12 protein-coding genes are annotated in these 12082 nt (G+C 64.8%); 1 reads left to right on the top strand and 11 read right to left on the bottom strand.

All coding sequences use genetic code 11. The features are described 5' to 3' along the window. Positions 1-12: 12 nt before the first annotated feature. The 8 genes from QZ409_RS09080 to QZ409_RS09115 all read right to left on the bottom strand — a co-directional run bounded on the left by QZ409_RS09080 (position 13) and on the right by QZ409_RS09115 (position 8510). On the bottom strand, positions 13-1254 hold the full coding sequence (locus tag QZ409_RS09080; protein ID WP_296709668.1) for a cysteine desulfurase: 1242 nt from the start codon (positions 1252-1254) through the stop codon (positions 13-15). Further along, positions 1251-2522, bottom strand: a complete 1272-nt coding sequence (locus tag QZ409_RS09085; protein ID WP_296709670.1) for a SufD family Fe-S cluster assembly protein — start codon at positions 2520-2522, stop codon at positions 1251-1253. Before QZ409_RS09085 ends, QZ409_RS09080 begins: the two co-directional genes overlap by 4 nt. Next, positions 2522-3271, bottom strand: a complete 750-nt coding sequence (sufC, locus tag QZ409_RS09090) for a Fe-S cluster assembly ATPase SufC (RefSeq protein ID WP_296709672.1) — start codon at positions 3269-3271, stop codon at positions 2522-2524. The genes QZ409_RS09085 and sufC overlap by 1 nt, the downstream gene beginning before the upstream one ends. Positions 3272-3308: 37 nt before the next feature. Beyond that, complete coding sequence (sufB, locus tag QZ409_RS09095) at positions 3309-4790, bottom strand: Fe-S cluster assembly protein SufB (protein ID WP_296709674.1); 1482 nt, start codon at positions 4788-4790, stop codon at positions 3309-3311. A 62-nt stretch (positions 4791-4852) separates the two neighbouring features. Then, on the bottom strand, positions 4853-5986 hold the full coding sequence (locus QZ409_RS09100) for a cysteine desulfurase family protein (protein WP_296709677.1): 1134 nt from the start codon (positions 5984-5986) through the stop codon (positions 4853-4855). A 139-nt stretch (positions 5987-6125) separates the two neighbouring features. Next, the gene (locus tag QZ409_RS09105; RefSeq protein WP_296709681.1) at positions 6126-6317 is read right to left on the bottom strand and encodes a hypothetical protein; all 192 of its coding nucleotides are present in this window, start codon (positions 6315-6317) and stop codon (positions 6126-6128) included. 238 nt (positions 6318-6555) lie between these two features. Continuing rightward, entirely contained in the window at positions 6556-7197 is a 642-nt protein-coding gene (gene bluB, locus QZ409_RS09110) for a 5,6-dimethylbenzimidazole synthase (RefSeq protein WP_296709683.1), read from the bottom strand. Continuing rightward, the gene (locus tag QZ409_RS09115; protein ID WP_296710230.1) at positions 7197-8510 is read right to left on the bottom strand and encodes a cobyrinate a,c-diamide synthase; all 1314 of its coding nucleotides are present in this window, start codon (positions 8508-8510) and stop codon (positions 7197-7199) included. Before QZ409_RS09115 ends, bluB begins: the two co-directional genes overlap by 1 nt. A 59-nt stretch (positions 8511-8569) precedes the next feature. On the opposite strand from QZ409_RS09115, the gene QZ409_RS09120 reads away from it, so the two are divergent. Further along, positions 8570-9646: a cobalt-precorrin-5B (C(1))-methyltransferase gene (locus QZ409_RS09120; RefSeq protein WP_296709685.1), complete on the top strand. Its 1077-nt coding sequence runs from the start codon at positions 8570-8572 to the stop codon at positions 9644-9646. A gap of 11 nt (positions 9647-9657) precedes the next feature. Here QZ409_RS09120 and cobM read toward each other — a convergent pair whose 3' ends face one another. From cobM to cbiE, 3 genes are read right to left on the bottom strand one after another with little or no spacing between them, the layout of a single operon-like run. Further along, entirely contained in the window at positions 9658-10446 is a 789-nt protein-coding gene (gene cobM, locus QZ409_RS09125; protein ID WP_296709688.1) for a precorrin-4 C(11)-methyltransferase, read from the bottom strand. After that, positions 10443-10850, bottom strand: coding sequence for a cobalamin biosynthesis protein (locus tag QZ409_RS09130; protein WP_296709690.1), 408 nt, complete (start codon positions 10848-10850; stop codon positions 10443-10445). Before QZ409_RS09130 ends, cobM begins: the two co-directional genes overlap by 4 nt. Further along, complete coding sequence (gene cbiE / locus QZ409_RS09135) at positions 10844-12070, bottom strand: precorrin-6y C5,15-methyltransferase (decarboxylating) subunit CbiE (protein WP_296709692.1); 1227 nt, start codon at positions 12068-12070, stop codon at positions 10844-10846. Before cbiE ends, QZ409_RS09130 begins: the two co-directional genes overlap by 7 nt. Positions 12071-12082: the final 12 nt, after the last annotated feature.

Consider the following 12082-nt stretch of genomic DNA (forward strand, 5'->3'; position numbering starts at 1 on the left):
GCGAGCATCCGATCAAGCAAAGAGATGGGCGGCGCGATCCAGCGCCGCAACCAGGGCGTCGATTTCCGCGCGCGTGTTATAGAGCGCGAAGCTTGCCCGGCAAGTGGAGGTGACGCCGAAGCGCGCCAGCAAGGGCTGCGCGCAATGGGTGCCAGCGCGGACCGCCACGCCGGAGCGGTCGATCACGGTGGAGACGTCATGGGCGTGCGCCCCGTTCATCTCGAAGGAGAACAGGGCCCCCTTGCCCGGCGCCGTGCCGAACAGCCGCAGATAGGGCAATTCGCCGAGGCGCTGCGCGGCATAGGCGGTGAGATCGGCCTCATGGGCGTGGATGGCGTCGCGGCCTATGCGCTCCATATAGTCGAGCGCGGCGCCAAGGCCGATCGCCTCGACGATGGGCGGGGTGCCAGCCTCGAAGCGGTGCGGCGGGACGCCATAGGTCACATTGTCCATGGTGACCGTCTCGATCATTTCGCCGCCGCCTGCGAAGGGCGGCAGGCGCGACAGCCATTCTTTCTTGCCGTAAAGCGCGCCGATTCCAGTCGGGCCGTAAAGCTTGTGGCCCGTTACGACATAGAAATCGACATCGAGTTCGCGCACATCCACGTCGCAATGGACCGCGCCCTGCGAGCCGTCGACGAGGACCGGGATGCCGCGCTCATGGGCGAGGCGGACGATCTCCTTGACCGGCGTCACCGTGCCCAGCACGTTGGACATATGGGTGATGGCGACGATCTTGGTCTTGTCGCTCAGCGCCGCCTCGAATTTGTCGAGCGAAAAAGAGCCGTCGTCCTCGACATCGACCCATTTCAGCACCGCGCCCTTGCGCTCGCGCAGGAAATGCCAAGGCACGATATTGGAATGATGCTCCATGATGGAGAGCACGATCTCGTCGCCCTCACCGATATGGGCCAGCCCATAGGAGGACGCCACAAGGTTCAGCGCCTCGGTCGCGCCTCGCGTAAAAATGATTTCGTCGGTCGAGCCGGCGTTGAGGAAGGCGCGCATTTTTTCGCGCGCCGCCTCGAAGGCGTCGGTCGCGGCGTTGGCGAGATAATGCAACCCGCGATGGACGTTGGAATATTCATGCTCGAAGACATGAACCATGCGGTCCATCACCGCGCGCGGCTTCTGCGCCGAGGCGGCGTTGTCGAGATAGACCAGAGCCTTGCCATAGGGCCGCTCGGCCAGAATGGGAAAGTCCGCGCGGATTTTCTCGATGTCGTATGGGGCGATTTTCACCGACTGGTTCATGTGAATGCTCCATCGGCGAGAAGAAGAGCGAGATCGGCGCTGAGCAGGTCGCGCAGGCGCTCGTCCTTCAGATCATCGAAGGCCTCGGCGGCGAAGGCCTCGACCAGAATGGCTTGCGACTCGGCGCGCGGGATGCCACGCGATTCCATATAGAAAAGCTGGCTTGCGTCCAGCTTCGCGCAAGCGGCCCCATGGCCGCAGGCAACGTCGTCGGCGAAAATCTCCAGCTCGGGCTTGGACGACATCGCGGCGTCATCGGACAGCAGCAGCGCGCGGCAAAGCATTTTGCCGTCGGTCTTCTGCGCATGCGGCGGAACGACGATCTTGCCCTGGAATACGCCATCGGCCTGATCGGCGAGCACATATTTGAATGTCTCACGGCTGAGGCAGGCGGGCGCGTCATGATCGAGCGTCAAAGTGACGTCGGCATGCTCCCGCCCGCGCAGCAGGGTCGCGCCGCTCAGGTGGATTTGGCCATTGGCGCCGTCGCAGGAGACGAAATACTGACGGCGCAGGAAGGGCGCGCCAGCCAGCAGCGAGACGGCGCGCAATTGCGCCTCTGAGCCGAGACGCGCGACGAAATTCTGCACCTCGACCGCGCCGCCTTCCAGCGAGCGGCAGGCATAATCGAGTTGCGCGCCGCGCCCGAGCGAGACGAAAAGCGCGCTGTCGCCGAAGCCCTCAGCGCCCTCGGCGCGCGTCTCCACGAGCGAGGCGTGCGCGCCTTCGCCCAGCACGACGAGATGATGCGCGAAGCGGCTCAGCGCGCCCGAAGCGCTGTCGAGCGCGACCAGCTCCAGGATTTTTTCAACCTGCGCCCCGGCCGCGATTTCAATCGCGACGCCGCCCTGCGCGAAGGCCGCGTTGAGGTCGAGCAGAGCGTCGTCCGCTCCTCGCGAGAGACTCTTCAGCGCAGGCTCGTCCGCCTTGAGCGCACGCACGCTCAGGCCCGGAGTCGACGATAGGTCATCCGACAGTTCGCGAATGAAATAGCCGTCAACGGTGACGATGCTGAGCCGGTCGGAAGGCGCAAGTTTTTGCTTGGCGCGGGCCAGAGCCGCAGCGTCCGGCCGCGCCGCCAGCGGCGGGGCCGCGCGCAATTTGGCACGCAGATCGGTGTAATGCCAGGCCTCGTTGCGGCGCGACGGCAGGCCCGCGCGGGCGAAACGCTCCGCCGCCGCCTGGCGTTCGCCATCGACCGGCTCAAGCGCGAAGCGCGCAAGAAAGTCCTGCTCGGCTTGCGTGGGATTTTGCAATAGCGCGCCCATCACGCGGCCTCTTCGATGTAATCGGCATAGCCGCTCTTTTCGAGTTCGAGCGCAAGCTCCGGCCCGCCGCTTTTGACGATGCGGCCCCTGGACATGACATGCACCGAGTCCGGCGCGATATAGTCGAGCAGGCGCTGGTAATGGGTGATGACCAGCAGACCGCGATCCTTGGAGCGCAAGGCGTTGACGCCCTCGGCGCAGACCCGCAAGGCGTCAATATCGAGGCCCGAATCCATCTCGTCCAGAATGGCGAATTTCGGCTCCAGCAGCGCCATTTGCAGGATTTCCATGCGCTTCTTTTCGCCGCCGGAAAAGCCCAGATTGACCGGGCGCTTGAGCATGTCCAGCGGAATATTGAGTTTGCTCGCGGCCCCGCGCACCCGTCTCATGAAGTCCGGAATCGAAAGCTCGTCCTCGTTACGCGCCTTGCGCTGGGCGTTGAGCGCCGCCTTGAGAAAGGTCATGGTCGTGACGCCGGGGATTTCCAGCGGATATTGAAACACGAGAAACAGTCCGAGCGCCGCGCGCTCGGACGGCGTCTTGTCGAGCAGGTCCACGCCGTCGAGCCGGATCGAGCCTTCCGTCACTTCATAATCGGCCCGGCCGGCGATAACGTAAGAGAGCGTCGATTTGCCGGAGCCGTTCGGCCCCATGATCGCGGCGACCTCGCCATCGGCGACGGTCAGGGAAAGGCCGTCGATGATCTTCTTGCCGGCGATGGAAATGTGGAGATTGTTGATTTCGAGCATGGTTGAACCTTGAAAAAAGAGCGCGAGGGCGCGGGCGTCAGCCGACGCTGCCCTCAAGCGAAATGGCGATCAGTTTTTGCGCTTCGACGGCGAACTCCATCGGAAGCTGCTGCAACACGTCGCGCACAAAACCATTGACGATCAGCGCCGTCGCCTCCTCGGCGGAAAGGCCGCGCTGCATGCAATAGAACAGCTGGTCGTCCGAGATTTTCGACGTCGTCGCCTCATGCTCGAACAAAGCGGAGGAATTCTTCGCCTCAATATAGGGCACGGTGTGAGCGCCGCATTTATTCCCGATCAGCAGGGAATCGCATTGCGTGAAATTGCGCGCGTTGACCGCCTTGCGATGCGCAGAAATCTGGCCGCGATAGGTGTTCTGCGAATGGCCGGCGGCGATGCCTTTGGAAATCACCCGGCTCGACGTATTGGCGCCGAGATGCAGCATTTTGGTGCCGGAATCGACCTGCTGCCAGCCGTTGGAAATGGCGATCGAATAGAATTCTCCGCGCGAGTCATCGCCCCGCAAAATGCAGGATGGGTATTTCCAGGTGATTGCCGAGCCGGTCTCGACCTGTGTCCAGGAGATTTTCGAGCGGTCGCCGCGACAGTCGCCGCGCTTGGTGACGAAGTTGTAAATGCCGCCTTTGCCCTCGCTGTCGCCGGGATACCAGTTCTGCACCGTGGAATATTTGATCTCCGCGTCGTCATGCGCGATCAGCTCGACCACGGCCGCATGGAGCTGGTTCTCGTCGCGCTGCGGCGCGGTGCAGCCTTCGAGATAGGAGACGTAAGAACCCTTGTCCGCGATGATGAGCGTACGCTCGAACTGGCCGGTGTTCTTCTCGTTGATGCGGAAATAGGTCGAAAGCTCCATCGGGCAGCGCACGCCCGGCGGCACATAGACGAAGGAGCCGTCGGAAAACACCGCCGAATTGAGCGTGGCGAAATAATTGTCGGTGACCGGCACGACCGAGCCGAGATATTTCTTCACCAGCTCAGGATGGGTCTGGATCGCCTCCGAAATCGGGCAGAAAATGACGCCGGCCCTGGCCAACTCCGCCTTGAAGGTGGTCGCCACCGAAACGGAATCGAACACGGCGTCGACCGCGACCTTGCGCGCGTTCGGGTCCGGCTGCACGCCAGCCAGAAGCTCCTGCTCGCGCAGGGGAATGCCGAGCTTTTCATAAACGCGCAGCAGTTCGGGATCGACCTCATCGAGGGATTTGGGGCCCTCTGCGCTTTTCGGCGCGGAATAATAATAGAGGTCCTGATAATCGATGGGCGGATAATGCACGCGCGCCCATTTGGGCTCGGTCATGGTCAGCCAACGCCGGAAGGCGTCGAGTCGCCATTCCATCATCCATTCCGGCTCGTTCTTCTTCGCCGAAATGAAGCGGACCGTGTCCTCATCGAGACCTTTTGGGGCCTTATCGGATTCGATATCAGTGAAAAAGCCGTATTTATAAGCGTCGACGTCAAGCGTCTTTACCTTGTCGACAGTCTCCTGGACAGCCGCCATCTTGATTCTCCTCACCTAACGCGGGTTCAAGGCCCGCTGGTTGAGTCCATGTCTGAAGCGGATCAGGATTTGAGCCGTCGCCGCATTCTCTCGCGCACCTTAGCCAATATTTCCAGAAAACGCACGCCCTCTTCCCGGGTCGAACCCCAACCGAGGCTGATACGCAGAGCCGCGCGCGCCAGATCGGGCGAAACGCCCATGGCTGCGAGCACATGGGAGGGCGCCACCTTGCCCGACGAACAGGCCGAACCGGAGGAAAGCGCCACGCCTTCCACGTCGAAGGCCGCGACCAGCGTTTCGGCGGCGAGATCCGGCAAGGCGAAAGCCAGACTATTGGCGACGCGAGGCGCCTCTCTCCCGAATATGGCGGCTTCGGGCGCGATTTCCAGCACGCCGGCCTGTAAAAAGTCGCGTATTTCCGCTAGCCGCGCGGCCTCCGCCTCGCGCGAGGCCTCCGCCTCGACCAGGGCGGCGGCGAATCCCGCGATGGCGGCGACATTTTCCGTGCCGCCGCGCAAGCCCCGCTCCTGCCCGCCACCACGAATATAGGCCGCCTTGGGCGCCAGATCGCGCCGGGCATAGACGAGCGCGCCGGCGCCCTTGGGACCGCCGAGCTTGTGGCTTGAGAGGAACAGAACATCGGCGCCGGTCACCGCGAAGGCGCAGGGAATGCGCGCAAAACCCTGCACAGCGTCGTAAACCATGACGCCCCCTGCCGTGTGAACCAGCGCCGCCGCCTCGACGAAAGGCTGAATCACGCCAGTCTCATTATTCACCGCCTGAAGCGCAAGAACCGGACGCTGACCCGGCGCCTGCGCCAGACGGCCCCGAAGATCGTCGAGATCGAGCCTGCCCTGCGAATCGAGGCGGATAGTGGCGACATTTTCGGCCGGAAAGGAGTGACCCGCCTTGACGCAGATATGTTCCCCGGCGCCGATCAGCAGGCGATCGCCCTCGCCCGGACGCAAGGCGGTCGCGGCGGCTTCGGTCGCGCCGGATACGAACAGCACATGGTCAGGCTTGACGCCGAGGGCGCCGGCGACCGCGACCCGGGCCGATTCGATCAGCGCGCGCGCGGCCCGCCCCTCGGCGTGCACGCTGGAGGCGTTGCCGGCGTCGAGCGCGCGCAGCATCGCCTCGCGGGCAACGGGGCGCAGCGGCGCCGTGGCGTTATAGTCGAAATAGATCCGGTTCATCGGCCCGATGTGGAAAAGCTGCTCGACGAGGCGGCTTATCGCCCGCGGCGCGGCGCGACAACCGAATTAAAGGCCTGCGGCACGAAAAAGGCGCCGCCGCGATCGACGCGGGGCGCCATGTTTCGGGGAAGCCATCCGATCAGACCAGATGGATCAGTCGGAACAGGAATGTCTGGTCGCCAGCGATGTAAGTGCTGACGACGCTGATAACGCAGCCCAGCGCGATGATCGTCGCGGTCGTCCTCACGACATAGGCGCAGGACGCCACGAGGTCTCGTTCATCGCGCAAGGGCCTGGTCTGATCTTCAAACTGAAGAATGAAACGCCCCATCGCCTGTCTCCCGCCAGGAACGCGCCACAGCCGCCAATACTGCCATAATCAAGTCTGCCACATATCGTCAGATTTTGCGCGACAATTAGACGCGAAACTTAATCAAGCAAAGTTAGCTTTTAGCTAACAAAATAAAAGTTTCAAATGCTATTTTTATCAGATCAGACTCTAGTTAATCTCATGTAGAAGTCATAATGACTATTTTATTAAAATTATAAAAATAATCCTCGATTGGGCTTCAGACATTGACGATCTTTCGCCCGAAGTCGGTGCGCACCTGCCAACCATTGCGCACGAGCTCGGGATCGAGATGTTCTTCTTCCGGCCAGCCAAGGCAAAGGTAGGCAATGAATTTATAGGACGGCGGAGTCTCGAGCGCGGCGCAGACCTGCGCGGGATCGAGGATCGAGACCCAGCCAAGACCAAGCCCGGCGGCCCGCGCCGATAGCCACAGGCCCGCAATCATGCCGACAACCGAATAATCCAGCATTTCGGGCATGGTGCGGGAGCCAAGCCCGTGGCCCTGTTCGGTCGCATGATCGCAAAACACCGCAAGCTGCACTGGCGCGGCGTCGATGCCCGCGAGCTTCAGGCGCGCGTAAATCGCGGCGTGCTCGTCGCTCTGCGCCGCAAGCGCCTCCGCATTGCAGGCCATGAAATTGCGCCGGATTTCAGCGCGCTTTTCCGCGCTCACGACGCGCAGGAAGCGCCAAGGCTGGCTATTGCCGACCGAAGGCGCGATCTGGGCCAGATCGAACAGCAAGTCGAGCAGGTCCTCGGGCACGGGATCGGTGCGGAAGCGTCGGACGTCGCGCCTCCAGCGCATGAGTTCGGCGAGCTCGGCGCGGAAATGCGAATCGAAGACAGGTGTCCGCGTCATCATGCAACCTCGGCGACGCAATGGAAAAAGCTGCCCGAAACGAGCCCTCGTCGCGAGCCCGAGGGCGCCGGCGCGCCGCCATAGGCGTCGACCGCGACCGCCATGGGCGCGTCGTCGCCAAGCGCGGCGATACTGGCGTAGTGGAATTCATGGCCGCGAAATCTTTGCCCTTTCCGGCCCAGCGCGCAATCGGCCAAAAGAGTCGCGTCGCGGTAGCCGAGCGTCATTTTGCGGCGGGCGAAAGAGGTTTGCACGGACAGCAGCCCGGCCATGCGATGAATGGCGCCTGCGGCGTCGGTGAGGCTTTCGCCCAGCACCATATAGCCGCCGCATTCGCCATGGACTGGCCTTTCGCCTGCGAATTCGCGCAAGCCGGCGAAAAAACGCGCGCTCGCCGCGAGCCGTCCGGCATGAAGCTCGGGATAGCCGCCGGGCAGCCAGACGCAATCGGCGTCAAGCGGCGGCGGCTCGTCGGCCAACGGCGAAAAAAACGCAATTTCCGCGCCCCGCCCGCGCCAGCCGGCGAGGATATGCGGATAAAGGAAGGAAAAGGCCGCGTCGCGCGCGACGGCGATTCGCTGGCCCGGCGGCGCGAGCGCCACGCGCGGCGACGCCGCTGCCACAAAAGGCGCGGCGAGCGCGAGCACGGCGTCGAGATCGACATGGGCCGCGACGAAATCCGCGAGCGCGTCGAGCCTGGCCTCCAGCTCCGCCGTCTCCGCCGCCTGGACGAGGCCAAGATGACGCTCGGGCAAAACGACGTCCGCCTGTTTCGGCAAAGCGCCGAGAACCTTGAGGCCAGCGGCCTCGACACCCTCCCGCGCCAGCCGCAAATGACGCGGGCTGCCGATCTTGTTGAGCACGACCCCCGCGACGCGCAGGCGCGAGTCGAAACTCGCGCAGCCCTTGGCCACCGCCCCTGCCGATTGCGCCTGGCCCGAAGCGTCGAGCGCCAGCAGAACAGGCAGGCCCAAAGCGGCGGCGACATCGGCGGAGGCGCCCGAGCGGCCGGGCGGCGCCGGGACGCCGTCGAACAGGCCCATCGAAGCCTCGGCCAACAGCAGCTCGGCGCCATCGGAAGCCCGGGCCGCGAGCGCGGCGAGCAGATCTTCGTCCATGGCCCAGGAATCGAGATTGAGGCTGTCGCGCCCCAGCGCCGCCTGATGGAAGGCCGGGTCGATATAGTCCGGCCCGGACTTGGCCCCGGCCACCTTGACGCCACGCCGGCGCAGGGCGCGCATCAGGCCGAGCGTAAGCGTGGTCTTGCCGGAGCCTGAGCGCGGCGCGGCGATCAGCAGGCCGGAGGGGCGCATCACGTCGCTCATGCGAAAAAATCCTTTTGCGAGCGGGCTGCGGCGCGGTAGCACGAGATATGGACGAGAACGCCCCCAATCTGCGACGCGGCTGGACCACCGGCGCCTGCGCGGCCGCCGCCGCCCGCGCGGCTTTTGCGGCGCTGATGGGCGGCGATTTCCCCGACCCCGTGACCATCCGTCTTCCCGGCGGCCAAACGCCCGCCTTCGCGCTGGCGCTCACCGAACGCGGCGAAAATTTCTGCCGCGCAGGCATAGTCAAGGACGCCGGCGACGACCCGGACGTGACCCATGGCGCCTTGATCGTCGCGCGCGTCTCGCACGGGGCGCCCGGCGCGGGCGTGACCTTTTCGGCGGGAGAAGGCGTCGGAACCGTCACCAAGCCCGGACTTCCCCTGCCCGTCGGCGAACCGGCGATCAACCCCGTGCCGCGCCAGATGATCCGCGCGGCGCTCGCCGCCGAGGCCGCAGGCGGGGCGACCGACATTCACGTCGAAATTTCCGTACCCGGCGGCGGGAAGATCGCCGAGCGCACGCTCAATGGAAGGCTCGGCATTATCGGCGGCCTGTCCATTCTCGGCACGACCGGAATCGTCACGCCCTTCTCCTGCGCCGCGTGGATTTCCTCGATCCATCGCGGCATCGACGTCGCGCGCGCTCTCGGGCTGAAGACCGTCGCGGGCGCCACCGGCTCGACCTCCGAAGCCGCGGTCAAGGCGCTCCGTGACTTGCCCGAGGAAGCCCTGATCGACATGGGCGATTTCGTCGGCGGCATGCTGAAATATCTGCGCAAACATCCTGTCCGGCGCGTGATCGTCGCGGGCGGCATGGCCAAGATGACCAAGCTGGCGCAGGGCCTGCTGGACCTTCACTCCAAACGCGGCAGCGTCGATCTCGATTTTCTCGCGAGCTTCGCAGACGGCGAAACGGCCGAGGCCATCCGCGCCGCCAATTCCGCCAAGCACGCTTTCGAGATCGCCCAAAGCGCGGAGCTCGACATCGCGCGCGCCGTGGCGGACGCCGCCTGGACGACGGCGGCCCAGGCGCTGCGCGGCGCGCCGGGCGAATTGGAAATCGTGGTGTTCGACCGCGACGGCGGTCTTCTGGCGAAGACCGGTTTTCGCAAGATCGGCTGAGGCAAAGGCGATCATTCGTCCTCCACCACGCCATCCGGCCGGACATAGCCGCCGCGATAACGGCGGCGGTAATCTGGATCGTACAGCGCGCTCTCTCGAAAATTGCTCGCGCCCAAGGCTGGGCCGACGAGGATCAGCGCCGTCCGCGTCATCGGGTCTTCGCGAGTCGCCGCGACGATGGTCGCGAGCGTCGCCTGCACGATCCGCTCGTCGGGCCAGCTCGCGCGAAACACCAAAGCGATCGGGCAATCCGGCCCGTAAAAGGGCAGCAGTTCCGCGACGATCTTGTCCAGCACATGGATGGAGAGATGGATCGCCAGCGTCGCGCCGGTAGCCGCGAATGCGGCGAGCTTTTCCTTCTCCGGCATGGCCGAGGCGCGGCCCGAGGTGCGCGTCAGCACCAGAGATTGCGCGACTTCGGGCAGGGTCAATTCGCGCTGCAAGGCCGCCGCCGCCGCCGCGAAGGATGGCACGCCGGGCGTGACGTCATAAGCAATTCCCAAGGCGTCGAGGCGGCGCAATTGCTCGCCCATCGCGCTCCAAACCGAGAGATCGCCCGAATGCAGCCGCGCGACGTCGAGGTCTTCGTCGCGCGCGCGCAAAAATTCGGCGGCGATTTCATCGAGCGTCATCGGCGCCGTATCGACAATGCGCGCTCCGGGCGGGCAATAGGCGAGCAGTTCTTTCGGCACCAGCGAGCCGGCATAGAGACAGACCGGGCAGCGCGCGAGCAGGTCGCGGCCGCGCAGGGTGATGAGATCGGGCGCGCCGGGACCGGCGCCGATGAAATGCACTTTCATAGGTTCAACTCGTCTGCGGGCGCGGCAAGCGCGCAGGTGACATTGTTTTGCGCGCGGCGCGGCGCGATCAACACGGCCTTGGGTCCGCCGCCCATCAAGGCGGCGGCCTCCGCGACGCTGGCAAAGCCGGTTTTTGCTTGCGCCAGCGCGGAAGCCGTCGCGCCGCGCGCGAGAAACTCCTTTTGGCGCGCGGAAAATTCCACCTCGTCAAGGGAAACGACATCCACGCCGAGGCGCGCGGCGGCTTCGCGCAGCGCGGGCGTCTCCGCCTTGCGCGCAAGCGTGAAAATTTTCGCGCCGGCGTGCGGCGGCGCCTGTTCCAGCATCGCCCGCGCGAGGGCGAAAATGTCTTCCGCGCGCGCGCTGGTTGCGGCGCCGATCCCGATGGCGATGGCGCTTAACATGGCTTGTCGAAGGTCCATTGCACGATGGGCAAAGCAGGCCGCAGGGCGAAGAAGCCGCCGAGCTTTTCCGCGCGCGAAATCTGCGCCGAAATCAGATCGCCGCCAAGGGCGCCGTGACGCGCGATCAGCAGGGCCTGCGTCTCCAGCGTCACACCATTCGCGACGAGCCGGCCGCCCGGCGCCAGGGCGTCGAGCGCCGCGTCGAGAAGTCCCGGCGCCGTGACGCCGCCGCCGATGAAGATTTTTTGCGGACGCGGGAGATCGCGCAAGGCTTCTGGCGCCCGGCCTTCAATCACTTGCAGGTGCGGGGTTCCCAACGCCAAGGCGTTGCGATGGATGCGCGCCGCCCGCTCCGCATTGGCCTCGATGGCGATGGCGGCGTTTTTCTCATCAGCCAGAAGAAATTCGATCGCGACCGAGCCCGACCCCGCGCCAATATCCCACAGCAATTCGCCCTTGCGCGGCGCCAGAGCGGACAGGGTCAGCGCGCGGATTTCGGCCTTGGTGATCTGACCGTCATGTTCGAAAAACGCGTCCGGCAGTCCCGGCGCGCGCGACAGGATTTTCGCGTCACGATCCGCGACGAGATCGAGCGCGATGGTGTTCAGCGCCGCGACATCCTCAAGAGTAAAATCGCGCGCCAAAACCGCCCGCAGTTTTTCGCGCGGGCCGCCGAGATTTTCGCAAATGGTCAGGCGCGAGGCGCCGAAGCCGTGCCGCGCCAGCAGCGCCGCCAATTTCCCCGGCGTCGCGCCATCCCATGACAGCGCGATGATCTTCGCATTGTCGAAAAGATGCGGGATGATCCTTTCCAGCGGACGGCCGTGCAGCGTCACCAGCGCGCAATCCTGCTGCGCCCAGCCAAGCCGCGACGCGACCAGGCTAAAGGCTGACGGCGCCGGCAGGCAGCTCATCTCCTCCGCCGAAATGAAGCGCGCCAGCACGGAACCGACGCCATAGAAAAACGGATCGCCCGACGCCAGCACGACGACCTTCTCGCCGCGCCGCGCCAGAATTTGCGGATAGGCCTGATCCATTGGCGAGGGCCAGGCGCGCGTCTCGCAGGCGAGCGGCGCGACCAGCGCGAGATGGCGCGCGCCGCCGACGACCAGCGTCGCTTGCGCCAACGCCGCATTTGCGGCAGGAGACAGACCGTCGCGCCCGTCCTCGCCAAGACCGATCAAGGTGAGCCAAGGTCCAGCAAGAGACGTCGCGCTCATGAGCCTTCTCCA

Source organism: Rhodoblastus sp. (assembly GCF_019449565.1).
Classification (GTDB): domain Bacteria; phylum Pseudomonadota; class Alphaproteobacteria; order Rhizobiales; family Beijerinckiaceae; genus Rhodoblastus.